The following is a 21,456-nucleotide window of genomic DNA, read 5'->3' on the forward strand; positions in this document are numbered from 1 at the left end:
CATTGCCGCGACAAATTGACCCGATAGACAAAAGGCACGGTGCATTCCGTGCCTTTTGCGTCGCGCTCTGAGAAAATGCCCGCACTTTTTTTGCGGATGCCGACATGACTGCCCTCAAGAACGACCGTTTCCTTCGTGCCCTGCTCAAGCAACCCGTAGACGTCACCCCGGTGTGGATGATGCGTCAAGCCGGTCGCTATCTGCCGGAATACCGCGCCAGTCGCGCCAACGCCGGTGATTTCATGAGCCTGTGCATGAACCCGGAGTTCGCCTGCGAAGTCACGATGCAGCCGCTGGACCGCTACCCTCAACTGGATGCGGCCATCCTCTTCTCCGATATCCTCACCATCCCGGATGCCATGGGCCAAGGCCTGTACTTCGAAACCGGCGAAGGCCCGCGCTTCAAGAAAGTCGTCAGCACCCTGGCCGATATCGAAGCCCTGCCGATCCCTGACCCACACAAAGACCTGGGCTACGTGATGGATGCTGTGAGCACCATCCGCCGCGAGCTCAACGGCCGCGTGCCGCTGATCGGTTTCTCCGGCAGCCCCTGGACCCTGGCCACCTACATGGTTGAAGGCGGCTCGTCGAAAGACTTCCGCAAGACCAAAGCCATGCTCTACGACAACCCGCAAGCCATGCACCTGTTGCTGGACAAGCTGGCGCAGTCGGTCACGTCCTACCTCAACGGCCAGATCATGGCGGGTGCCCAAGCGGTACAGATTTTCGACACCTGGGGTGGCAACCTGTCGGCGGCGGCGTACCAGGAGTTCTCCCTGGCCTACATGCGCAAGATCGTCAGCGGCCTGATCCGTGAGCACGAAGGCCGCAAGGTTCCGGTGATCATGTTCACCAAAGGCGGCGGCCTGTGGCTGGAAAGCATCGCTGACGCGGGCGCCGATGCATTGGGCCTGGACTGGACCTGCGACCTCGGCGAAGCGCGCCGTCGCGTCGGCAACCAGGTTGCCCTGCAAGGCAACATGGACCCGACCGTGCTGTACGCCAAGCCAGAAGCGATCCGCGCCGAAGTCGGACGCATCCTGGCCAGCTATGGCAAGGGCAGTGGCCACGTGTTCAACCTTGGCCACGGCATCACACCGGAAGTGAACCCGGAGCACGCGGGTGCGTTCTTGCGCGCAGTGCACGAACTATCGGCGCAATACCACGAGTAAAACGCAAAACAAAATGTGGGAGCTGGCTTGTCGGGTCGCCGCATCGCTGCGATGGCGGCGGCGAATTCAACACCGCTATCGCAGGCAAGCCAGCTCCCACATAAAGCCAGTCGCCTCAGGCTTTCACATGGCCCAGTGGCGGCAACTTCGCCAGCTTCAACGCCACCAGCAACGCGCCAACCAACAGAGCGACGATGAACGCGCCAATCCCGTTCCACCCGGCAAAGTGCCAGAAAAACCCACCCGCCGTCCCGGCAATGCTCGACCCGACGTAATAGCAGAACAGGTACAGCGACGACGCCTGCCCCTTGGCCTTCACTGCGCGGCGGCCGATCCAGCTGCTGGCGACCGAGTGGGCGCCGAAGAAGCCGAAGGTGAACACCAGCATGCCCGGTACCACCAGCCACAAAGGCGTGAACAGCGTCAGGGCCATGCCGGCGAGCATCAGCACGATGGTGCCCCATAGTACGCGGCGGCGGCCGAGGCGGTCGGCCAGGGAGCCGATTTTCGCCGAGCTGTAGATGCCCGAGAGGTACACCACTGACAGCAAACCGACCACCGCCTGGCTCAACTCGTAGGGGGAGGCCAGCAGGCGATAGCCGATGTAGTTGAACATCGTCACGAACGCGCCCATCAGCAGGAAGGCTTCAAGGAACAGCCACGGCAGGCCGGCGTCCTGGAAGTGCATGACAAAGCCGTCCACCAGGCTGCGTGGCTTGAGGCTGCTGGCGCGGAAGTTGCGCGATTCGGGGAGGATCTTCCAGAACACCGTGGCAGCGATCAACGCCAGGGCGCCGATGATCAGCATTGCGGTGTGCCAGCTGACGAAGTCGATCAACACGCCGATGATCAGGCGCCCGCTCATGCCCCCAATCGCGTTGCCGCCGATGTACAGGCCCATGGCCAGGCCGATGTGCTGCGGGTGGATCTCTTCGCTGAGGTAGGTCATGGCCACGGCGGCCAGGCCGCTCAAGGACAAGCCCACCAGTGCACGCATCAACAGGATGCCCTCCCAGCTCGGCATCAAGCCGCTGGCGATGGTGGCCAGCGCCGCACAGAACAACGCAGCGACCATCACCGGCTTGCGCCCCAGCCTGTCGGATATCGGCCCGGTGATCAGCAGGCCGCAGGCGAGCATGGCGGTCGCGACGGACAAAATCAGGCTGCTTTGCGCCGCATTGATGGAAAACTCGTGGGACAGCGCCGGCATCATCGGCTGCACGCAATACAACAGCGCAAAGGTGGCGAAGCCGCCGGAGAACAGCGCCAGCACGGTGCGCATGAACATCGGCGTGCCTTTTTCGATGTACGCGTCGTTGAGCTGCGCCACCACGTCATCAAGGGCTGAGGGCGGGGTGTGTTGGGCAAGTGGAGCAACAGCAGGATTCACGAGGGACCTCGGGGAGGAAAGTCTGCCAGGACTGACAATACGAAAAAGCATATAGCTGGCTAATGATTCTTTCCAATATATTGTTCGACCTGTTTGATAGCTTTTACAACCTAATGAGGCTTGCATGGAATTTCGCCATTTGCGCTACTTCATCGCCGTTGCCGAAGAACTGCACTTCGGCCGCGCCGCGCAGGTGCTGGGCATCTCGCAGCCGCCCCTGAGCCAGCAGATCCAGGCGCTGGAACACGAGCTGGGCGCACGCTTGTTCGAGCGTACCAATCGTCGGGTCGAGCTGAGCGAGGCCGGGCGTTTGTTCTTGCAAGAGGCACGGTTGGTGCTGGCCCAGGTCGACAAGGCGGCAGATGTGGCGCGGCGTGCGCAGTTGGGGGAACTGGGTGAATTGAAGATCGGCTTCACCTCGTCTGCGCCGTTCAACGCCAGCATTCCCCAGGCGATCTTCGCCTTCCGCCAGGCATTCCCGGCGGTGCATCTGAACCTGCAAGAAATGAGCAGCACCCAAGTAGCCGAGTCGCTGGTGGACGAGTCGATTGAGGTTGGGTTGATGCGGCCTTTGCCCTTGCCCGACTCACTGAACGTGATCGAGTTGATGCGCGAACCCTTGGTCGCGGTATTGAGCGCCGGCCACCCGTTGGCGCAAGGCAGTGAGCGCGGCTTGCATCTGGAGCAATTGGCCGAGGAGCCTTTCGTGTTCTTCCCGCGCAGTTACGGCAGCGGCTTGTACGCGCAGTTGCTCAACCTCGCTCGCGACGCCGGGTTCAGCCCGCACTTTGCTCAGGAAGCAGGGGAAGCAATGACCATCATCGGCCTTGTGGCGGCGGGGTTGGGGGTGTCGGTGCTGCCGGCGTCTTACCAGCGCATCCGCATTGATGGCGTGGTCTATCGCACCTTGCTCGACCCGCAGGCAGTGACGGCGGTGTGGCTGGTGCAGCGCAAGGGCGCGCAAACGCCAATGGCGAAAGGGTTTGTGGAGTTGTTGACGCGTAAGGCCGCTCAATAACCTGTGGCGAGGGAGCTTGCTCCCGCTGGGTCGCGTAGCGGCCCTAAAAAATGGGCCTGCTGCGCAGTCCAGCGGGAGCAAGCTCCCTCGCCACAAGGGGGTCAGTTTTGGGGCGAAGTATTTGCTTCATTCACGCTGTAAGTCCGCAACCCCGCCAGAATATCCCGATCCAGCATGCTCACCCAACGGTTGTAGTTGCGATGGATCTTCCCGTCCTTGTAGCCCAGGTCGCGGCTGTCGCGGTAGGTGATGGCGTAGCTGTTGCGGGTGTAGCGGATGTCTATGGCGGCGTAGAACTGGCCGCGCACGGTGATCTCGGCCTGCACCAGTTGCGGGCTCAGGCGTTGTACCGTCCACTCGCGTTTTTGCAGGGCGGCGACGATCACCTGTTTCATTTTTTCCTCGCTGACCTGGCTCGTGGCCGGCAACTCGTGCTGGGTGTTGAGCACCGGTTTGCTGGTGCAGCCAGCCGTGGTCAGCAGGGCCAGGGTGATCAGGGTAGCGCGTAGCAGGGAAGACATTCCGTTTTCTCCAGTCGATTAAAAAGTCAGCTCCAGCGGCGGAAGATCAACGAGGTGTTGACGCCGCCGAAGGCAAAGTTGTTGTTCATCACGTAGTCGTTGTGCATCTGGCGAAAGCCACCTTGCAGGTAGTCCAGCTCGCCGCATTGCGGGTCGACCGCGTCCAGGTTGAAGGTGTGCACGTACTGGTCGCGGTTCATCATCTCGATGCTGAACCACGATTCCAGCGCGCCGCAGGCACCCAGGGTGTGGCCGAGGAAACTCTTCTGTGAACTGATCGGCATGCGGCTGCCAAACAGGCTGCTGGTGGCCAGGGTTTCAGCGATGTCGCCCTGATCGGTAGCCGTGCCGTGGCCGTTCACGTAGCCAATGGCGGACGGTTCAAGACCTGCGTCTTCCAGGGCCAGCTCCATGGCGCGGCGCATGGTTTTCTGTTCCGGGCGGGTGGTGTGCTGGCCGTCGGCGTTGCTGCCGAAGCCGACCAGCTCCGCATGAATATGCGCGCCTCGCGCGAGTGCGTGTTCCAACTCTTCGAGCACCAACATGCCGCCACCTTCACCGATCACCAGGCCATCGCGGCCGCTGTCGTAGGGGCGCGGGCTGGTTTGCGGCGCATCGTTTTTCAGGCTGGTGGCGTACAACGCATCGAACACCATGGCTTCGGTGGGGCACAGTTCTTCTGCGCCGCCCGCGAGCATCAACGGCAGGCGCCCGAACTTGATTGCCTCATAGGCGTAGCCGATGCCCTGGCTGCCGCTGGTGCAGGCGCTGGAGGTAGGAATCAGCCGGCCCGTGAGGCCAAAGAAGATACTGATATTTGCCGCCGTGGTGTGGGGCATCATGCGTACATAGGAATTGGCATTGAGCCCCTCGGCCACCGAATTGAGCAGCATATTGCCGAACGCCTTGATCTCATCGGTGCTGCCGGTGGACGAGCCACAGGCCACGCCCATGCGTCCGTCCTTGATCGACTCGTCACCGAGCAGGCCGGCGTCTTGCAACGCCTGCTCCGCCGCCCACACGGCCAGGCGCGAGACGCGGCCCATGCTGCGCAGTTGTTTGCGCGTCCAGTGAGCGGGCACGACGAAATCGTCGATAGGGCCGGCCAGGCGCGTGTTCAGTTCGGTGAAACGGTCCCACTCATCCATGCGCCGAATGCCGCTGCGGTTGGCGCGAAAATTGGCGGCGATGGTGTCCCAGTCGCTGCCCAGGGAGGTCACGCCGGCCATGCCGGTGACGACAACGCGCTTCATCAGCACAGGCCCCCGTTCACGGCCAGCACCTGGCGCGTGATGTAGCCGGCTTCGGCCGACATCAGGAAGTTCACGGCGCCGGCGACTTCTTCCGGCGTGCCCATGCGTTGGGCCGGGATCATTTTCATCAGTTCTTCTACCGGCACGTTTTCATCCAGCATCGCGGTGTCGATCAGGCCCGGCGCCACGCAGTTGACGGTGATCTTGCGCTTGCCCAGCTCGATGGCCAGCGCCTTGGCCGCGCCGATCAAGCCGGCTTTGGAGGCGCTGTAGTTGACCTGGCCGCGGTTGCCGATCAGCCCGGACACCGAGGTGATGCACACGATACGCCCGGCGGCGCGGCGCCGAATCATCGGCATCATCACCGGGTGCAGCACGTTGTAGAAACCATCCAGGTTGGTGCGCATCACCACATCCCAATCGTCTTCCGACAGAGCAGGAAAGGCGCCGTCGCGGGTCAGGCCGGCATTGAGCACCACGCCGTAATAGGCGCCATGCTGCTCCACATCGGCCTCAAGGATCTCTTTGCACGCAGCGCGATCCGCCACGTCGAACTGCAGCACGCGTGCCTCGCGCCCCAGGGCTTGGACCTCGAGCTGTACCGCGTCGGCTTCGGCACGACCGCTGCGGCAATGCAGCACGATGTCATGGCCGGCATGGGCCAGGCGCAGGGCAATGGCGCGGCCGATACCACGGCTGGAGCCGGTGACCAGTACGGATTCAGTCATGGCGTTTCGTCCTTCGATTCATCTAAATAGTTGGCCGCCTGGGGCGGTCGAAATACGTTCAGGCGCGCGCTGGCCTGGATACCGTCGCCGGTGAGGTGGCATTCGAAAACGCCCATGCCGTTGTCGTCTTCCAGGGAGCGCAGGCCGTGGATATGCAGCTCGGCACCGGCCGGGAAGTGCTCCACGTTGCACTCGAACTTACGTGTGCCCAACAGGAAACCGAGTTCCACGGCCTTGCCTTGCTGGCGTGCATGGCAACCGGCATACGCGGCGACGCTTTGCGCCATCAGCTCGATGCCGACCCAGGCTGGCAGGCTACCGTCAGCACGGTTGAACAGGCCGCCGGGCTTGACGGTGACGCGGGTGTGGATCTGCTCTTCATCGAACGACAGCACCTGGTCGATCAGGATCATGTCGCCCGCATGGGGCAGCAGTTCGGCGAGTGGCCAATCGATCATGGGGCCTCTGCGATTATCAGGCTGACATTGTTACCGCCGAAGGCAAACGAGTTGCTCATCAGGCAGGGTTTTTTCAAGCTGTCGCCGCTGCGCACCCATTGCAAGGCGGGCAGCGCCGGGTCGGGATGGCCGTCCCATACGTGGGGTGGCAGCAGGCGATGGGTCAGGCTCAGCCAGCAGAACGCGGCTTCCAGTGCCCCGGCAGCGCCGAGGGTGTGGCCGGTCATGGGCTTGGTCGATGAGCAGGCGACGCCGCCGGGAAACAGGCTGGCGACCGCCAGGCTTTCCATGGCGTCGTTGTGTTGGGTCGCGGTGCCGTGCAGGTTCAGGTAGCCGATCTGCTCGGGCGAAAGCTTTGCACTGGCCAGGGCCTTGCGCATGGCCAGCAACGCGCCCTTGCCGCTGGGCTCGGGCGCAGAGATATGGTGCGCGTCGCAACTGGCGCCGCTGCCCAGCAAGGCGATGGGGGCCGGCTCACGGCTCATCAGGAACAGCACCGCCGCTTCACCGATATTGATGCCGTTGCGGTTCACCGAGAACGGATTACAGCGCTCGGCAGACACTGCTTCCAGCGCGGTAAACCCGTTCAGCGTCAGCTTGCACAGGCTGTCCACGCCGCCGCAGATCACCGCATCGCACACCCCCAGGTCCAACAGACGCTGGGCGCTCATCAATGCTCGGGCGCTGGAGGTGCAGGCGGTGGAAATCACATAGGCCGGGCCGCTCACGTTCAACCAGTCGGCGAGGAAGTTGGCCGGGGCGCTGAGTTCCTGTTGCTGGTAATCGTAGTCAGCGGGGAACTGCGTGTTCTGCAGGTAATGGGCAATGCCACGGCTGGCTTCGTCAATGCCCGAGGTGCTGGTGCCCAGCACAACCCCGACCCGGTCAGCGCCGTAGGTTTGGATGGCCTGACGAATCTGATCTTCGATCTGCAGCGCCGCTTCCAACAGCAACTGGTTATTGCGACTGCTTTGCTGGGCCAGTTCCGGGGGCAGGCTCGCCAGTTCGCCGTATACGGCGGCCACCGGCACTACGCGTTCCGGCACCCAGCCGCTTTCGGCACGCATGCCCGAACAGTCGCCGGCAAACAGCTTGCGGCTGACTTGCGCCTGGCCACGGCCAAGGGCGCAGATCACGCCAAGGGCGTTGAGGTAGGCGGTCATCGGCTCACACCCAGCGGGCTGATGCGGTAACTCAGCGGCGGGTCGGCCATGTTCACGCTGAACACCTCCGAAGACTGGTAGACGATCTGCCAGTGGCCCGGCAGCGTGCGCGTCAGGTCCATGGCCTGGGCAGTGGGATACAACGCTGGTACGTCACCAGGCGCGGTCAGGGCAAACAGCAGCGCGGCAAATAGCGTGCGCGCCTGGGGGTTGGGCGGCAGCAAGCCGTCTGCCTGCCACTGCCCATCAAGCAGTTTTTGCCGGGCCAGCGGAATGCCCAGCGGGTCCATCATCGACCAGCGAATCGCGCGGCCTTCGCGCTGGATCACCAGCAGCCAGTCCTGGCTCTGGCTGTCCGCCAGGCGCTGCACATGCAATTGCATCGGCAAGGCCAGGGCCGGCATTTTTTCCGGCAGCGGCGCCTGGCTGGCACAGGCGCTGAGCAGCAACAGGCAACTTATCAACAGCAGGCGCATCATGGGGCCGCATTCTCCACAGGTTTACGGGCCACGCAGTTGACCAGGGTTTCCTCGCGCTGACCCACCGGCGGTGCCTTGCGCAGGCCCCAACGTTCCAGCAGGCCGAAGTCACTGGAACGGCTCCACCACAAGTAAGGGTACGAAATGTTCTGAGCAGCGAACTCAAAGCCCTGCTCGCGCAGCATCTCCAGGTACTCTTCGGCGCTTTTCTGCACATGCATCGGGTGGCGGAACAGCCAGCGAATCACCCAGGTGTCGATGTAGGCTTCGGTGGATTCGGCAAACAGCAGATAGCCGCCCGGCTTGAGCACCCGATAGAACTCCTTGAGTGCGCGATGTTGTTCCACCAGATGATGGAAGGTCTGGTGGCAGAACAGGATATCGACGCTGGCATCCGCTAGGTTGAGGGTCGCGCAGTCGCTGCCGATCAGCTCGACGTCCAGGCCCAGCCGCGCGGCTTCTTCACGGCTCAGTGCCAGGCTGTGAGGGTCGGCATCCAGGCCGATCAGGCGCGAAGGCGCGAACACCTGATGCAGCAACTGGAAGGATTTGCCCTGGCCGCAACCGGCATCCAGCAACACCGGCGCCACCGGCAGCGGCTCGCTGAACAGGCTGCGCAGGTCATTGATCGCCACGCGCAATACGTGATGCTGCCAGGTATGGCTGCGCAGGAACCAGAAGCCGAACTTGGTTTCTTCGACGTAGTTTTGACTCAGGTAGTTTTTTTCAACGCCAGGGCTGCTCATACCGCTTCACTCGCACAAATATCCGACAACATCCGCAAGCGCCGTTTCGGCTCGCTGACAAACGGGTTGCGTTCATCCCAGGCGTAACCGGCCAGGATAGAGCTGATCATGCGGCGAATCTCCGGTGAACTGCCAGGATGGAAAATCACGTCCTGGAACGTGCCCGCGTACCAGCCCTCGACGTAGCAACGGAAGGTATCGACACCGCGCTTGAGCGGTTCGGCGAACTCGGTTTGCCAGTCCACCGTTTCTCCGCTCAATTGGCGGTGCAGCACTCCTGCGGCCATGCTGGCCGAACGCATGGCAATGGTCACGCCGGAAGAGAACACCGGGTCGAGGAATTCCGCCGCATTGCCCAGTAGCGCAAAGCCTGGACCGTGCAGGGTTTTGACGTTGGCCGAGTAGCCGCCGATGGTGCGCGCCGGGGTATCCCAGACGGCATTTTGCAGCACGGCGGACAGGCTTGGGGTTTGCTCGATAAAGCCGCGCAGGCAGGCGTCGAGGTCGCTGTCGGCACCCTCGAAATGCTCTTTGGCTGCGACCACGCCTACCGAGCAACGGCCGTTACTGAACGGGATGGTCCAGAACCAGATATCGCGCTTGGTCGGGTGAGTGGTCACCAGGATTTTGCTGCGGTCAAAGCCTGGGTGTTCGATACGGTCTTCGACGTGGGTGAATACGGCCTGGCGCAGCGGGAAATTCGACGGTGCTTCCAGGTCCAGCAGGCGTGGCAACACACGGCCGTAGCCGCTGGCATCGAGCACGAACCTGGCCTTGAGGTGGTACTCGCTGCCATTCTGGCGGCGCACATGCAAATACCGGCTCTCGGCAGAAAAATCCACGCCGACAATGGTTTGGCCGTAGCGGATTTCCACGCCTTGCAACGCCGCCTGGTCGGCCAGCAATTTGTCGAACTCGCCGCGCTGCACCTGAAAGGTGGTGGGCTTGCCGTTGCTGAAGGTGTCGCTGAAATCAAAGGCACTGTAGCGCTCGCCCCAGGCGAAGGCCGCGCCGGTTTTTACCTGGAAGCCTGCAGCTTGCACAGCGTCGAGCATGCCGGCTTCTTCGATAAAGTCGATGCAGTGCGACAGCAGGCTTTCGCCAATCGAGAAACGCGGGAAATGCTCGCGCTCGATGATCAATACATCATGCCCTTTGCGCTTTAACAGCGCGGCCGCGATGGCACCGGAAGGCCCGGCACCGATCACCACCACCTGGCGACGTTCCATTTCAACTGTGGGCACGAGGGCTCCTTGCCGCATGGGCGCTAATCACATTCATAAGGCGTGTTTCTGGCGGCTGGCCCAGGGTGCCAGCATAAAGCTGAACGCCAGGCCCAGGCTGACCGACAAGCCGAAATTGCTCACGGCCGGTGTACTGGAGACCGCCAGCAGGCCGAACGACAACCAAGTCGTCAGTGCCGCCAGCAGTGTTCCCAACAGGCTGACGGCAGGGCCGCCGATCTGCTCGCGCATCAAAATCGCATAGTCGACGCTGATGGCCGTGACCAGCAGCAGGCCAAACAGGCTGAACAAAGTCAGCGGCTGGCCCAGCCAACCGAGGCTGGCCAGGCTGCACAACGCAGCCAGCAGCGGCAGGGCGACGATACGCAAGGCGCCGCCAAAGCCGAAGGGCGCAATCAGCAATAGCACGATCAGCACGCAAGACAGCAACTTCAATTCGGCAGCACTGATCTGCGTGTCGGCAAACACCCGGTTCAAGTCACCCAAGCGGTCCACCAACTGCACGCCGGGCAAGTCCAGCGCCTGCACCCGCAGCAGCGCCGGGTTGTTCAAGCCTTGCAGGCTGACCATGGCCGCCACGCCGCCATCCACCGGGCCCAGCCACAGCGTGCGCCAAGGCTCGGCCAGCGGGCCTTGCAGTGCGGCGTCGATGTCTGCGGTGGGCAGCGCCTGCAACTGCGCCACTTCGGCTTGCAGGGCGCTGAGGGGCACGCCGAGGTCCAGTAGCGGTTTCCAGTGTGGCGCCAGGTTGTTCAGCGCCTCGCGCAGCTGTTGTTGCTCGCCGGGAAGGTTGACCAGTTGATTGAGCGCCAGGTAGCCCTGGAGCTTGTCCATCTGCACCAACTGGTCCAAGCGTTTGCCCAAGGCGGCCTGGCGCTCCAGCAACTGCTGCTGATTGTCCGCTCGCACCAGGAAAAACTGGCTGGTGGGCTGGAACCCGGTGATGCGCGCCACGGCCTGGGCTTCCTGCAGCAACTGCGGCGGCGCACCGATCCATTGGCGGATATCGTTTTTAGTGTTCAGTTGCCACAGGCCCGCAGCGCAGAACAGCAGCACCCACACCAGCAGTACCGAACTGGGTACGCGTTTGAGCAGTGCCGTGCGCAGTTGCCATAGGCTTTGGGCGACACGCAGCGGCCATTGCGCCGGGCGCAGTTCCACGCCCTTGAGCAGCGCGGGCAACAGGCACACGGCGCACAAATAGGCACCGACCAAACCGGCAGCCGAGAACACCGCAATCTGGGTCAGCGCCGGGAAAGGCGTCCAGGCCAGCGCCAGGTAGCCGATAGCGCTGGTGGCCAGGCTCAGGCTTAGCCCTGGCAGGGTCAGGCGCAACGCCGGCCAACTGCGCCACGGCTGCAGGCTCCAGCTTTTGGACAGGTAATGCAGCGGGTAATCCACTGCCACGCCGATCAGGCTGGAACCCAGCACTAGGGTCATCACATGCATATGCCCAAACAGCGCCACACATGCCACCGCGCCAAACAGCATGCCCACCAGTACCGGCACGAATGCCAGCAACACCCGCCAGCGTCGGAACGCCAGCAGCAGCAATAACAGGGTGCCCAGGGTAGCGCCGCCGCCGACCCAGGTCATTTCCCGCGTGGCCTGCTGTTGCCCGTTGGCCGCATAGAGCAAACCGCTGGCGGCGAGCAGTTGCGCGCCGTGTGCGCTGGCTTGCTCGCGGTTGGCCTTCAGCAAGTCCGCCACTTGCAGCGGCAGCTTCATGTCGAAGGCGTTGCCGGTAGTGCGCGCTCGCAGTAGCACCCAACTCTTGCCGTCGGCATCGGCGATCAAGGCGCCGCTGCCGATGTCCATTTGCACCGCACCGTGTTGCGGCTGGCTGTTCTGGATGCGCCCGGTCAGGCCGAGCCAATCGTCCTGGCTTGGCACCAGGCTGAAGCCGGTGAAGGGGTCGAACAGCGATTGCACGCGTTGCTGGATGAACGCCTCAGGCTGCTGGATCAGTTGTTCGCGGTCCTTGGACGAGAGCATCGACAAACGCCCACGCAGCAGTTGTTCGCGCAACGCTGGCAAGTCGGCTTGCAGGTTCCACTGCACCTTTTCAAACAGGCCGCTGGCCTGCCAACGCTCACCCAGTTGCTGCGCCACGGCCACCGCTTGCTGGCGGTCGGCATGCCCCACCAGTACCAGCATTTCGCGGTTGAGCGGCTCTTGCATGCGCTGTTCGGCTTGCAGTTCCAAGGCGTCCGGCGTGCTGCCGGGCACCAGTTCCATCAGGTTGGCCGACAACGGCGCGCCATCACGCCACTGCCAGCCTGCCAGGGCCAGCACGGCCACCAGCAAGGTCAGGAACAGGCGCGGCAGCAGGCGCTCACTGGGCAAAGTCGTGTTGCTCCGCATTGCTCAACGGCTGGTCGGCGGTACTGTCCTGCATGCGCAACAGCGTGCTGTCGCCTTGGGTTTCCAGCAGTTCAATGGTGCGCACCAGTGCGCCGCCGTCGATATTGATCTGGGTGAACACTTGCTTGAGCAGCAGTGAGCGTGGGGTCAGCGTGAGCTTCCATTGTTGGGCCTCGCCTTGCAGTTGCAGGTCGAAGTCGCGCTGCAGGCCACTGCTGTCGCCCTGCAGTACTGCCAGGAACAAACGATTCTGTTCGGCGCCGGCACTCTTGTTTGGCAGTAGTTGCCAGCCATTGGCATCGCGGCGGGCAATGCCTTGGGAGGTGATGCGGTAGTCCTGTTGCAGCGGCGTTTTCAACAGCCACAGCAGGCCGTGATCCTTGGCGAGCACGAAGGTGCCTTTGCTCACCAATGGCTGGGGCAGGGCGCGCAGATGCTTTTCCTGGGTGAAGTTGCCGTGGATCACGGAGGGTTTGGCAAGCTGATCGCTCAACTGCTGCAAGTCAAAAGCCTGGGCGCTGAAGCTCAGCAACAACGCAGCCACCGTAGGAGCGAGCTTGCTCGCGAAAAACCTGAGGGCCCCACGGGGTGTCAGGCGCCCCGCGTTATCGTTGGCGATCTTCGCGAGCAAGCTCGCTCCTACAGGGGGTCTCATTCCAGGGCTCTCTCTACGGCGTCGGTAAAGACTTTGGGCGAGGCAAGCTGCATTTCGCGACTGGCGATTTGCACCGCCACTTGCACGGTGCTGGCGCGGGTCAAGCGCTCGCCGCTGGCCAGGTCGGTGATCAAATAATTGACCTTCAAACGATTCTCCCACTCCACCAGGCTGGCGCGCACATTGATGGTCTGGCCGAAGGTCGCGCCACGCACATAACGTAGCTGCATGTCGATCACCGGCCAGGCGTAGCCGGCTTCGAGCATCGCCGTATAGTTATGGCCGATCTTGTCCAGCAACGCACAGCGCGCCACTTCCAGGTACTTCACGTAATGCCCGTGCCACACCACGTTCATGGTGTCGATGTCGAAAAAAGGCACAAGGATTTCAGTGTCGCTGTGCAACACGCCGGGGCTACGCATGCAGCCTCCAGTGTTGCGCGGCGATACGTTGCAGGCACAGGCGCAGTTCGCCTTCCAGGGCGCGGTCTTCGATGACCGGCGCAAAGTCCTGGGCCAGTTCGGCGTGCATCGCGGCCAGTGCTGGTGGCAGTGGGCGGGCATCCTCGGCCTGGGCGCGCAGCCACACGCCTTGGTTGGCGGCGAGCAAGGTCGCGGCGGCGACCTGTTCGGTCAACTCCAGCACGCGGATCGCATCGCGGGCAGCGATGGTGCCCATGCTCACTTTGTCCTGGTTGTGGCACTCGGTGGAGCGCGAGAACACGCTGGCCGGCATGGTGTTTTTCAGCGCTTCGGCGGTCCAGGCGCTGGTGCCGATCTGCACGGCCTTGAAGCCGTGGTTGATCATGGCGCGGTCAGCCGGGGCGCCTGAGAGGTTGCTCGGCAGGCCATGGTTGTAGCGCACGTCCACCAACAGTGCGAGCTGGCGGTCGAGCAGGTCGGCAACGTTGGCGACCAGGGTCTTGAGGCTGTCCATGGCGAAGGCGATATGCCCGCCGTAGAAGTGCCCGCCATGCAGCACACGTTCTTCTTCGGCGTCGATGATCGGGTTGTCGTTGGCGCTGTTCAGTTCGATCTCGATGAACGAGCGCAGCCAGTTCAGGCTGTCCGCCAATACGCCGAGCACGTGGGGCGCGCAGCGCAACGAATAACGGTCTTGCAGGCGATGCAGGGGGGCGGTGGGCGCGTCGATGGCCAGGTCCTTGCGCAGCCACGCGGCGACTTGCATCTGCCCAGGGTGCGGCTTGGCGGCGAACAGGCGCTCGTCGAAGTGTTCCGGGTTGCCTTGCAGCGCCACCACGTTGAGCGCGGTGATGCGCGTGGCCAGTTGCAACAGGTAGTCGGCGCGGGCAAAGGCCAGGCAGGCCAGGCCAGTCATCACTGCGGTGCCGTTCATCAGTGCCAGGGCTTCCTTGGGCCGCAGTACCAGCGGCTCCCAGCCCAGCTCGCGGTGTACGTCGGCCGCCGGGCGGCGTTCGCCACGGAACAGCACTTCACGTTCGCCGGACAAGGTCGCAGCCACATAGGACAGCGGCGTCAGATCACCACTGGCGCCGACCGAGCCTTCTTCCGGGATCAGTGGCAACACATCGTTTTCGAGGAAGGCATGCAGGCGTTCCAGCAGTTCCACACGCACCCCGGACACGCCATGGCACAGCGACTGCAAACGCGCCGCCAGTACGGCGCGAGTAGCCTGGGCATCAAGCAATTTGCCCAGGCCGCAACCGTGAAAGGTGTACAGATGACGCGGCAAGGCTTCGACGTGCTCCAGCGGCACCGCCACTACGCAGGAGTCGCCGTAGCCGGTGGTCACGCCGTAGATCACGCCTTCCTTGTCCAGCAGCGAGTCGAGGAACTGCGCGCCCTTGGCGATGCGTTGGCGGTACGCGGCATCGTCCTGCAGGCGAGTGGGCACCTGGCGGTTGGCCAGGGCCAGCACGTCTTCGATGCGCAGGGGGCGTTCACCAAAGGTGATGGGCTCAAGAGGCGTCGTCATCGGTCTTCCAGAAAGGGTAAAAGTTGAACCATTGTTGGGGCGCTTGCAGGCAGAACTGGCCCAGGCGTGCGGCGTAGCGGGTGGTCCATTCGGCAATGACTTGCTCACGGGTGCTGCGCTTCCATTCGATCAAATCGGCAAAGGGCTCGATAGTCAGGCGATAGCGGCCCTGGTGCTTGAGACACATCAGCAGATTGACCGGGCACTTGAGCAAGCCCGCCAGCAGCCATGGGCCTTGGGGAAATGCCGCCGTGTGTCCGAGGAAGTCCACGCGCACCGTGCGCCCGCCGTGCAGCGGGATGCGGTCGCCGGCAATCGCCAGCCACTCGCCATCGTCCAGGCGCTGGCTGAGCAGCAGCATGGTGGCCGGGTCCAATTCGCTGACCTGGATCAGGCGCAAATGGGTCGCGCCGGCCTCGCCCAGCAGGCGGTTGAAACGCTCGGCGTGCTTGGTGTGCACCAGCACGTTCATGGTGACCTGTTCACCAATCTCCGCCAGGGCACGGCACACTTCCAGGTTACCCAGGTGCGCACCCACCAGCATCTGCCCGCGCTCGCCACGCAGTTGACTGCGCAACTGCGCCGGGTCGTTGATCTCGATTTGCTCCAGGCGCAGCTTGCCGTTCCACACGTCCAGCTTGTCGAGCAGCGAATCGGCGAAGGCCATGAACTGGGCAAAGACTGTGCGGTGGCTCGGCAGCAAGTCATTGCGCCCGCTCCATTGCGCCAGCCGCTGCTGGTATTGCCAGGCGCTGTGGCGTGCGGTGCGGCCGAACAGGAAGAAGTAAAAGACGATGCTGTAGAGCAACGGGCTCAATAGGCGACGGCCGAGGACTTTGACCGCGACCGCGGTGAATTTCATCAGCCAGAAGCTGCCGCGTTCCTCGCGGTCGGCCCAATGCTTGGTGCTGTCGTTCATGCTTGCCACCGTCGCCACAGGATCATCGGCGCGCGCACGAGCATGCCGAAGAACAACCGCGTGTGCATGGCGCTGATGCGCAGGTTGTCACGCAACAAGCGAAAGTGCGACAGGCCGTCGGTGGGGTAGTGCACCTGGGTGGGCAGCCAGCGCATCGGCTGGTTGCGCCAGGCCAGGCGTACCAGGATGTCCGAGTCGAAATCCATGTGCGTGCCAATGTAGGCCGAGTCCATCAGCGCCAGGGTCGGCGCCAGTGGGTACACGCGAAAGCCGCACATCGAGTCGCGAATCTCAAGCGACAGGGTATTGATCCACACCCACACGTGGGTCAGGTAACGTGCGTACAGGCGACCCTTGGGCACGCTGTCGTCGTATTCGGGGTAGCCGCAGATGACGGCCTCGGGGTGCTGGCGTGAGGTGTGGATAAAGGTCTGGACTTCGCGCAGGTCGTGCTGGCCATCGGCGTCCACTTGCAGAGCGTGGGTATAGCCCAGGCGCGCGGCTTCGCGAAAACCGGTCATCACGGCGGCGCCCTTGCCCTGGTTGCTGGGCAGGGTCAGCAGGGTGACGTTATCCAGCGTCGCCAACTGCGCCAGCACGGCTGCGCACGAGGCGCTGCTGCCATCGTCCACCAAGAGGCAGGGCAGGCCGCTCTTCAGCACACTGTGGACCACGGCCGGCACGGCGGCTTCGTGGTTGTATACCGGGATCAAAGCGCAGGGGTTATGCATATTCAAAGCCTGCGCAAACCCCGTGGCGAGGGAGCTTGCTCCCGCTGGGCTGCGAAGCAGCCCCAATGGAGGCGACCGAGATCATCCTGGGAGTGGGTGATGCCTGGGTTGGGAGCGCTTCGCACTCCAGCGGGAGCAAGCTCCCTCGCCACAAGAACAGGTTATGCATGCGCGGCCTCCAGCACGATCCGCCCGCTTGAGCACGCTGCAACCCCATTGCGATAGGCGAAGTACAGTTTGCTACGCTCCCGATCAAAGCGCAGATGCAATTCGATGTGATCGCCCGGGCGCACCAGTTGCTGGAACTTGAGCACTTCCATGCCGGCGAACCGGGTTGGCAGGTCGAGCAATTGTTGGCCCAGGTTGAACGCCCATTCCACCTGCACCACCCCCGGCAATACCGGGGTGACCGGGAAGTGCCCGCTGAAATAGGCCAGGTCCGGTGGGATGCTCAGTTGCAAGGTCCATTCACCTTCGGTTTCGATTTGTGCCAACACCTCAGGGCCCTTGGGGCGAGGCGCCAGTAGCAGAGCTTCGACATCGGCCTGGGGCAGCTTGCCCTGGCTGTTCAGCGGCAGTTGGCGCAACAAGCGCCAGCGGCGTGGCAAGGCCAGGGCTTCGCAATGTTGGCTCAGGTGCTGGCGCAGGGTCTGGGTGAGCGTGCGGCGTCCCTGGTTGCGCAAGGCATGCAGCCCCGCGTCGGTGAGCACCACCACGGCACCCAGGGACGCACGGTTTTCCTGCACCACGCCCAGGCGGGTGTCGCACACCCATTCATGGGCGATCAGCGCTTGTTCCAACATCGGCAGGGAGATGCGTTTTTCTTCCAGCTTGACGATACGGTCCAGGCGGCCCAGCAGTTCGAAGCGCCCATCGGCATGCAGGCGAACGGCGTCGGCTGTCTGTTCGACATGCCCTTCGGGCAAGTACTTTGAGGCGATGCGTAAAGCGCCGTCGGCATCCTGGCTCAGTTGCACGTCGGCAAACGGCTGCCAGGGTTGCGCACCCTGGCGCCAGGCGATGCCGCCGGTTTCCGAGCTGCCGAGGATTTCTGTGGGCCATTGCTGTAAACGGTCGTAGAGGCTGCCGGCCGCATCAACCGGTAACGCGCCACCGGAGGAAAATACCCTTGCAACCTGGCTCAGTGCCGGCCAGTCGAGGTTGTCGCCCATGCGCTTGAGCAGCGCCGGGCTGGCCACCCAGGCAAATTGCGGGTGCTCACGGCTGGCGCGCTGCATGTCTTCGGGGAACGCCAGTTGCTTGCGTACAAAGGTGCGGCCGGCACACAGCGGCCACAACACGCGAAACAGCAAGCCGTAGATATGCTGGGTAGCGACGCTGCCGATGATGCAGGCGTCCTTGAGATCTTTGCCCCACAGGGCTTCCAGCGCCTCTACTTCATTGGCCAACTGGCGCAGGGACTTGTCGATGCGCTTGGGCTCGCCGCTGGAGCCGGAGGTGCACAGGCTCAGTTGGCAGTTGTCCAGGTCGAGGGCGGCGGCACTCAAGGGCGCTTGATACAGCGCGTCCAGGTCGCTGGCTTCGACCAGCCAGGCATCCACGGCGTCGGCCCAGCGCTGGCGCGTCTGGGGTTGCAGGTCGGCGGGCAGCAGTACGCTCGCACCGGCCCGCCAGGCGCCCAGCAGCGCAATCGCCAGCAGGCCGGCGTCTTCCAGGTGCACGGCTAGGCGCCGGATACCCAGGGCCTTGAGGCCTGCGGCGAGGCTCAGGGAGTGCTCGCACAGTTGCGCGTGATTCATGAGGGGCTCGGCGGTCACCCCGCGATCTTGCAGTGGCTCAAGCAGCAAGTGCTCAAGTTTCAACCCTTTCATACGCGGCCTCGAACCCTTTGTCGTACCAGCCATTCCACGGCAAACAACAAGCCCATCAACCCGTAGGCGATCAGGCCGTTGTACAACGTCCACCAGCTCAGCGGCGCCCACAGGGTGAGCGCGGCGGCGAGCAGGCCATTACAGAGAAAAAACACACTCCACACCAGGGTGACCCGGCGGGTATACACCACCGCGTGGGGCGGCAGGTGCGGGTCGGTCATGCGTGCCAGGCGCTCGACTATCGGCGGGCCGTACTTCAGGCTCAGGCCGAACAGCGCCAGCATGAATCCGCTGACCAGGCTCGGGTACCAGCGCAGCCACTGGGGATTATCGAACCATGCCAGTGCCAGGCAAAACACGATCACCACCACCGCCATCCAACGGCTGCCCGGGCGCCGCGCAGCGGTGAGCGCGCGCAACAGCCACAGGCTGCCCAGCAGCAAGCCGAACTGCCAAGGTGCAAAATGCTCGGTGCCGTAATACACCGCGAAGGGGTACAGCAGCCCCGCCAATAACAGGCCAAGGCCGATCAACCGGCTCATGCGGCGGGCTGGACCAGACGGTACACCGCCTCTACCACGTCGTTCACCGTGCGTACCGCCTTGAACTCTTCGGCGGCGATTTTCTTGCCGGTCTGGCGCTTGATGTGGTCGATCAGGTCCACGGCGTCGATGCTGTCGATTTCCAGGTCCTGGTAAAGGTTGGCGTCGAGGGTGACGCGTTCCGGGGGCAGTTCAAACAGTTCCACCAAGGCGTCGCGCAGGGTGTTGAAGATATCGTCACGAGTTTGCATGGTACGGTCTCAAGCTGCCTGTCGGGCCGTGACGAACGCCGCAAGGCTGGCCACGTTGGTGAAGTGATTGCGGGTGTCCTTGGCGTCGGCATCGATTTTGATGCCGTATTTTTTCTGGATCGCCAGGCCCAATTCCAGCGCATCGACCGAATCCAGGCCCAGGCCTTCGCCAAACAGGGTCTGGTCGCTGCCAATATCGTCGGGGCTGATGTCTTCCAGGCCCAGGGCCTCGATGATCAGCGTCTTTATGTCGTGCTCAAGGCGGTGTTGGTCGCTCATCTTCGGCGAGCTCCTTAATGAAATAGTGATGCAGGTGATCGTTGAGCTTGCGTGAAGCCTGGGGCGCGGGCCCGACTGCGGCAAACGCTTGTGGCTCTATATCGGCGCCCACGCGCAAACTGAAGTGAAATCGACGGTGGGGGATGCGATACCAGGGTTCGGCCTTGGTCAGGGTGGTGGGGCTGACCGTGATCACCACTGGCGTGATGATTGTCGCACCACGCAGCGCAATGGCCGCACCGCCGCGATGAAAGGCCGGCGCCGCGCCCGGCGTGGTGCGGGTGCCTTCGGGAAAGATGATCAGCGTCTGGCCGGCGCGCAGGGCGTCGGCTGCGGCATCGAGCATGTCGGCACTGCCGTCGTTGCTGATATAGCCGGCATCGCGCACCGGGCTGCGGGTGAACGGGTTCTGGAACAGGCTCTGCTTGACCACGCAGTTGGTCTGGCGCATCAGGCCGATCAGGAACACCACGTCGATCAGTGACGGGTGGTTGGCGACGATCATCTGGCCAGCGCGGCCAAGCTTTTCGGCACCCTCGACGCTGTAGGTGAGAATGCCCAGGCCCTTCATCAGGCGAATGAAAAACCAAAACAGGCAACTGATGGTGTGGCGTGCGCGCCGTTGGTGCTGGGTGGCGTCGCCCGGCAGGCAACTGAGCAGCGGAAACACCAGCAAACGCAGGCACAGCCCGCCGATGCCGAACAGGCAAAAGCTGAGGGCCGTGGCGAACAGGCGCCAATAATAGGCCTGCCGTGGCTTGTGGGTCAGGGCTTGCGTTGCCAGTTCCATACTCGGTTCTTCCAGGCATGTTGGCAGGCGCCCTGTTCGGTCAGCAGGGTGCGCAGCAGGTTCAGGGCGTGGGGCCACTGGGTTTGAGTGAGTTGGACAGTGCCGGTGGTGAGTTCCAGTTGCCACTCGTCGCCCGGCGTGAGCAACAGGCCGAGGGCATAGGGGAAGGGCACATCCGTAATCCAGCTGGCGTAGGCGTGGGGCGGTTGTTCTTCGGTGATCACCAGCAATACGGCGGCGGCGCCCTCGTTGAGCAACGCGGCGGCTTCGAGCAGGCCGTGTTCGAGGCCATCGCCGGCGGCGGCGAGGGCGGTCATCTCGCTGGTTTCATTGCGCAGGATCGACCACAGGCCAATTACCGCGTTATGCACCGACAGGCTGAACTGAGTCGGCGACAGCGGCTGCTCGTTGGCCAGGTCGCTGAGGATGTCCAGCGTACGCGGGGTTTCGCCGTGGCGGGAAATAAACACCAGTGGCAGGTCTTGAAGGCCCTCGGCCAGCGGCCAGCCGACGCTGAACGCCATGCGCGCCAGCCGGCTCAGACGGCGGCGCTGCATGGCTGGCAAAAATGACACATCGGGGGACGCTTCGCTGACAGGCGGCAACACCGGGTCCCGGCACCAGGCGTACCAGTCGTCCGCACTCGCAAGGCCAGGAGCCCAGGCGCGCCATTGGGCGATGTTGAAGTTGATCACTGAGAAGTTATCCCGCCCCTGCGGGCTTCCATGTGCGGCCAATGGCCCCGGATTCCGGGACAGGAAGCAATGGCCGTATGGCGCGCATTATCCCGGTGCCGTGGGGTTCTAGCAAATAGTGGTGAAAGTTTGTTCACTATTGATCACAAATAAGTTGGAAGAATTTACAGATTATCGGCGAGCGAAGGCCGGACTCGATCGGTGCGCGGTTTCCATTCATTTGTGAGCCAGGCAGCGCGTAAGGATGAACGAGGTAGCTAACCGGCGCTT

General features: G+C 63.2%; 23 protein-coding genes. 2 read left to right on the top strand and 21 right to left on the bottom strand.

What is annotated here, in order from left to right:
* Nucleotides 1-104 precede the first annotated feature (104 nt).
* A complete protein-coding gene (hemE, locus tag ACP7CZ_RS09065; RefSeq protein ID WP_003187922.1) occupies nt 105-1,172 on the top strand; it encodes a uroporphyrinogen decarboxylase in 1,068 nt (355 codons plus the stop codon).
* A gap of 115 nt (nt 1,173-1,287) precedes the next feature.
* On the opposite strand, the gene ACP7CZ_RS09070 is transcribed toward hemE, so the two are convergent.
* A complete protein-coding gene (locus ACP7CZ_RS09070) occupies nt 1,288-2,505 on the bottom strand; it encodes an MFS transporter (protein WP_426174206.1) in 1,218 nt (405 codons plus the stop codon).
* Nucleotides 2,506-2,686: 181 nt separating this feature from the next.
* Between ACP7CZ_RS09070 and ACP7CZ_RS09075 the strand changes: the two genes are divergently transcribed.
* Nucleotides 2,687-3,580, top strand: a complete 894-nt coding sequence (locus tag ACP7CZ_RS09075) for a LysR family transcriptional regulator (protein ID WP_089042096.1) — start codon at nt 2,687-2,689, stop codon at nt 3,578-3,580.
* A 101-nt stretch (nt 3,581-3,681) separates the two neighbouring features.
* Here ACP7CZ_RS09075 and ACP7CZ_RS09080 read toward each other — a convergent pair whose 3' ends face one another.
* The 20 genes from ACP7CZ_RS09080 to ACP7CZ_RS09175 form a co-directional block, all read right to left on the bottom strand.
* Nucleotides 3,682-4,101 carry a hypothetical protein gene (locus ACP7CZ_RS09080; protein WP_003187927.1) on the bottom strand — a complete coding sequence of 140 codons (420 nt, stop codon included), beginning with the start codon at nt 4,099-4,101 and terminating at the stop codon, nt 3,682-3,684.
* Nucleotides 4,102-4,127: 26 nt separating this feature from the next.
* The gene (locus tag ACP7CZ_RS09085) at nt 4,128-5,354 is read right to left on the bottom strand and encodes a beta-ketoacyl-ACP synthase (protein WP_032893933.1); all 1,227 of its coding nucleotides are present in this window, start codon (nt 5,352-5,354) and stop codon (nt 4,128-4,130) included.
* Nucleotides 5,354-6,082 (bottom strand): 3-oxoacyl-ACP reductase FabG, encoded by a 729-nt coding sequence (gene fabG, locus ACP7CZ_RS09090; protein WP_200583270.1) that lies wholly within the window; start codon nt 6,080-6,082, stop codon nt 5,354-5,356. The genes ACP7CZ_RS09085 and fabG overlap by 1 nt, the downstream gene beginning before the upstream one ends.
* Nucleotides 6,079-6,540: a hotdog family protein gene (locus ACP7CZ_RS09095; protein ID WP_054896211.1), complete on the bottom strand. Its 462-nt coding sequence runs from the start codon at nt 6,538-6,540 to the stop codon at nt 6,079-6,081. Before ACP7CZ_RS09095 ends, fabG begins: the two co-directional genes overlap by 4 nt.
* Nucleotides 6,537-7,703: a beta-ketoacyl-[acyl-carrier-protein] synthase family protein gene (locus ACP7CZ_RS09100; RefSeq protein WP_127880484.1), complete on the bottom strand. Its 1,167-nt coding sequence runs from the start codon at nt 7,701-7,703 to the stop codon at nt 6,537-6,539. Before ACP7CZ_RS09100 ends, ACP7CZ_RS09095 begins: the two co-directional genes overlap by 4 nt.
* The gene (locus tag ACP7CZ_RS09105; protein WP_034125586.1) at nt 7,700-8,182 is read right to left on the bottom strand and encodes a hypothetical protein; all 483 of its coding nucleotides are present in this window, start codon (nt 8,180-8,182) and stop codon (nt 7,700-7,702) included. Before ACP7CZ_RS09105 ends, ACP7CZ_RS09100 begins: the two co-directional genes overlap by 4 nt.
* On the bottom strand, nt 8,179-8,928 hold the full coding sequence (locus ACP7CZ_RS09110) for a class I SAM-dependent methyltransferase (protein ID WP_014716593.1): 750 nt from the start codon (nt 8,926-8,928) through the stop codon (nt 8,179-8,181). The genes ACP7CZ_RS09105 and ACP7CZ_RS09110 overlap by 4 nt, the downstream gene beginning before the upstream one ends.
* Nucleotides 8,925-10,172 carry an NAD(P)/FAD-dependent oxidoreductase gene (locus ACP7CZ_RS09115; RefSeq protein ID WP_034125588.1) on the bottom strand — a complete coding sequence of 416 codons (1,248 nt, stop codon included), beginning with the start codon at nt 10,170-10,172 and terminating at the stop codon, nt 8,925-8,927. The genes ACP7CZ_RS09110 and ACP7CZ_RS09115 overlap by 4 nt, the downstream gene beginning before the upstream one ends.
* 33 nt (nt 10,173-10,205) lie before the next feature.
* Complete coding sequence (locus tag ACP7CZ_RS09120; protein WP_294154233.1) at nt 10,206-12,536, bottom strand: MMPL family transporter; 2,331 nt, start codon at nt 12,534-12,536, stop codon at nt 10,206-10,208.
* Nucleotides 12,508-13,191 (bottom strand): outer membrane lipoprotein carrier protein LolA, encoded by a 684-nt coding sequence (locus ACP7CZ_RS09125; RefSeq protein ID WP_052199929.1) that lies wholly within the window; start codon nt 13,189-13,191, stop codon nt 12,508-12,510. Before ACP7CZ_RS09125 ends, ACP7CZ_RS09120 begins: the two co-directional genes overlap by 29 nt.
* Complete coding sequence (locus ACP7CZ_RS09130; RefSeq protein WP_034125591.1) at nt 13,188-13,613, bottom strand: acyl-CoA thioesterase; 426 nt, start codon at nt 13,611-13,613, stop codon at nt 13,188-13,190. Before ACP7CZ_RS09130 ends, ACP7CZ_RS09125 begins: the two co-directional genes overlap by 4 nt.
* Nucleotides 13,606-15,147: an HAL/PAL/TAL family ammonia-lyase gene (locus tag ACP7CZ_RS09135; protein WP_032893923.1), complete on the bottom strand. Its 1,542-nt coding sequence runs from the start codon at nt 15,145-15,147 to the stop codon at nt 13,606-13,608. The genes ACP7CZ_RS09130 and ACP7CZ_RS09135 overlap by 8 nt, the downstream gene beginning before the upstream one ends.
* Nucleotides 15,131-16,066 carry a glycosyl transferase gene (locus ACP7CZ_RS09140; protein ID WP_054896220.1) on the bottom strand — a complete coding sequence of 312 codons (936 nt, stop codon included), beginning with the start codon at nt 16,064-16,066 and terminating at the stop codon, nt 15,131-15,133. Before ACP7CZ_RS09140 ends, ACP7CZ_RS09135 begins: the two co-directional genes overlap by 17 nt.
* Nucleotides 16,063-16,797: a glycosyltransferase family 2 protein gene (locus ACP7CZ_RS09145; protein ID WP_072445835.1), complete on the bottom strand. Its 735-nt coding sequence runs from the start codon at nt 16,795-16,797 to the stop codon at nt 16,063-16,065. Before ACP7CZ_RS09145 ends, ACP7CZ_RS09140 begins: the two co-directional genes overlap by 4 nt.
* A 161-nt stretch (nt 16,798-16,958) precedes the next feature.
* Nucleotides 16,959-18,629, bottom strand: coding sequence for an AMP-binding protein (locus ACP7CZ_RS09150; protein WP_294362360.1), 1,671 nt, complete (start codon nt 18,627-18,629; stop codon nt 16,959-16,961).
* Entirely contained in the window at nt 18,626-19,171 is a 546-nt protein-coding gene (locus ACP7CZ_RS09155; protein ID WP_034125596.1) for a membrane protein, read from the bottom strand. Before ACP7CZ_RS09155 ends, ACP7CZ_RS09150 begins: the two co-directional genes overlap by 4 nt.
* On the bottom strand, nt 19,168-19,422 hold the full coding sequence (locus tag ACP7CZ_RS09160; RefSeq protein WP_003187949.1) for an acyl carrier protein: 255 nt from the start codon (nt 19,420-19,422) through the stop codon (nt 19,168-19,170). The genes ACP7CZ_RS09155 and ACP7CZ_RS09160 overlap by 4 nt, the downstream gene beginning before the upstream one ends.
* Nucleotides 19,423-19,431: 9 nt before the next feature.
* Complete coding sequence (locus tag ACP7CZ_RS09165; RefSeq protein ID WP_034125597.1) at nt 19,432-19,701, bottom strand: phosphopantetheine-binding protein; 270 nt, start codon at nt 19,699-19,701, stop codon at nt 19,432-19,434.
* Complete coding sequence (locus ACP7CZ_RS09170) at nt 19,679-20,491, bottom strand: lysophospholipid acyltransferase family protein (RefSeq protein WP_294148379.1); 813 nt, start codon at nt 20,489-20,491, stop codon at nt 19,679-19,681. The genes ACP7CZ_RS09165 and ACP7CZ_RS09170 overlap by 23 nt, the downstream gene beginning before the upstream one ends.
* Complete coding sequence (locus ACP7CZ_RS09175) at nt 20,467-21,186, bottom strand: beta-ketoacyl synthase chain length factor (protein ID WP_294148377.1); 720 nt, start codon at nt 21,184-21,186, stop codon at nt 20,467-20,469. The genes ACP7CZ_RS09170 and ACP7CZ_RS09175 overlap by 25 nt, the downstream gene beginning before the upstream one ends.
* Nucleotides 21,187-21,456 lie beyond the last annotated feature (270 nt).

The sequence above is a fragment of the Pseudomonas sp. DWP2-2 genome (genome assembly GCF_049897065.1).
Classification (GTDB): domain Bacteria; phylum Pseudomonadota; class Gammaproteobacteria; order Pseudomonadales; family Pseudomonadaceae; genus Aquipseudomonas; species Aquipseudomonas paracarnis.

Excerpts from the sequence above, each read along its gene's own strand:
- hemE (WP_003187922.1), top strand. The coding sequence starts at position 105 with ATGACTGCCCTCAAGAACGACCGTTTCCTTCGTGCCCTGCTCAAGCAA.
- ACP7CZ_RS09075 (WP_089042096.1), top strand. The coding sequence starts at position 2,687 with ATGGAATTTCGCCATTTGCGCTACTTCATCGCCGTTGCCGAAGAACTG.
- ACP7CZ_RS09080 (WP_003187927.1), bottom strand. The coding sequence starts at position 4,101 with ATGTCTTCCCTGCTACGCGCTACCCTGATCACCCTGGCCCTGCTGACC.
- ACP7CZ_RS09085 (WP_032893933.1), bottom strand. The coding sequence starts at position 5,354 with ATGAAGCGCGTTGTCGTCACCGGCATGGCCGGCGTGACCTCCCTGGGC.
- fabG (WP_200583270.1), bottom strand. The coding sequence starts at position 6,082 with ATGACTGAATCCGTACTGGTCACCGGCTCCAGCCGTGGTATCGGCCGC.
- ACP7CZ_RS09095 (WP_054896211.1), bottom strand. The coding sequence starts at position 6,540 with ATGATCGATTGGCCACTCGCCGAACTGCTGCCCCATGCGGGCGACATG.
- ACP7CZ_RS09100 (WP_127880484.1), bottom strand. The coding sequence starts at position 7,703 with ATGACCGCCTACCTCAACGCCCTTGGCGTGATCTGCGCCCTTGGCCGT.
- ACP7CZ_RS09105 (WP_034125586.1), bottom strand. The coding sequence starts at position 8,182 with ATGATGCGCCTGCTGTTGATAAGTTGCCTGTTGCTGCTCAGCGCCTGT.
- ACP7CZ_RS09110 (WP_014716593.1), bottom strand. The coding sequence starts at position 8,928 with ATGAGCAGCCCTGGCGTTGAAAAAAACTACCTGAGTCAAAACTACGTC.
- ACP7CZ_RS09120 (WP_294154233.1), bottom strand. The coding sequence starts at position 12,536 with ATGCGGAGCAACACGACTTTGCCCAGTGAGCGCCTGCTGCCGCGCCTG.
- ACP7CZ_RS09125 (WP_052199929.1), bottom strand. The coding sequence starts at position 13,191 with ATGAGACCCCCTGTAGGAGCGAGCTTGCTCGCGAAGATCGCCAACGAT.
- ACP7CZ_RS09130 (WP_034125591.1), bottom strand. The coding sequence starts at position 13,613 with ATGCGTAGCCCCGGCGTGTTGCACAGCGACACTGAAATCCTTGTGCCT.
- ACP7CZ_RS09135 (WP_032893923.1), bottom strand. The coding sequence starts at position 15,147 with ATGACGACGCCTCTTGAGCCCATCACCTTTGGTGAACGCCCCCTGCGC.
- ACP7CZ_RS09140 (WP_054896220.1), bottom strand. The coding sequence starts at position 16,066 with ATGAACGACAGCACCAAGCATTGGGCCGACCGCGAGGAACGCGGCAGC.
- ACP7CZ_RS09145 (WP_072445835.1), bottom strand. The coding sequence starts at position 16,797 with ATGCATAACCCCTGCGCTTTGATCCCGGTATACAACCACGAAGCCGCC.
- ACP7CZ_RS09150 (WP_294362360.1), bottom strand. The coding sequence starts at position 18,629 with ATGAAAGGGTTGAAACTTGAGCACTTGCTGCTTGAGCCACTGCAAGAT.
- ACP7CZ_RS09155 (WP_034125596.1), bottom strand. The coding sequence starts at position 19,171 with ATGAGCCGGTTGATCGGCCTTGGCCTGTTATTGGCGGGGCTGCTGTAC.
- ACP7CZ_RS09160 (WP_003187949.1), bottom strand. The coding sequence starts at position 19,422 with ATGCAAACTCGTGACGATATCTTCAACACCCTGCGCGACGCCTTGGTG.
- ACP7CZ_RS09165 (WP_034125597.1), bottom strand. The coding sequence starts at position 19,701 with ATGAGCGACCAACACCGCCTTGAGCACGACATAAAGACGCTGATCATC.
- ACP7CZ_RS09170 (WP_294148379.1), bottom strand. The coding sequence starts at position 20,491 with ATGGAACTGGCAACGCAAGCCCTGACCCACAAGCCACGGCAGGCCTAT.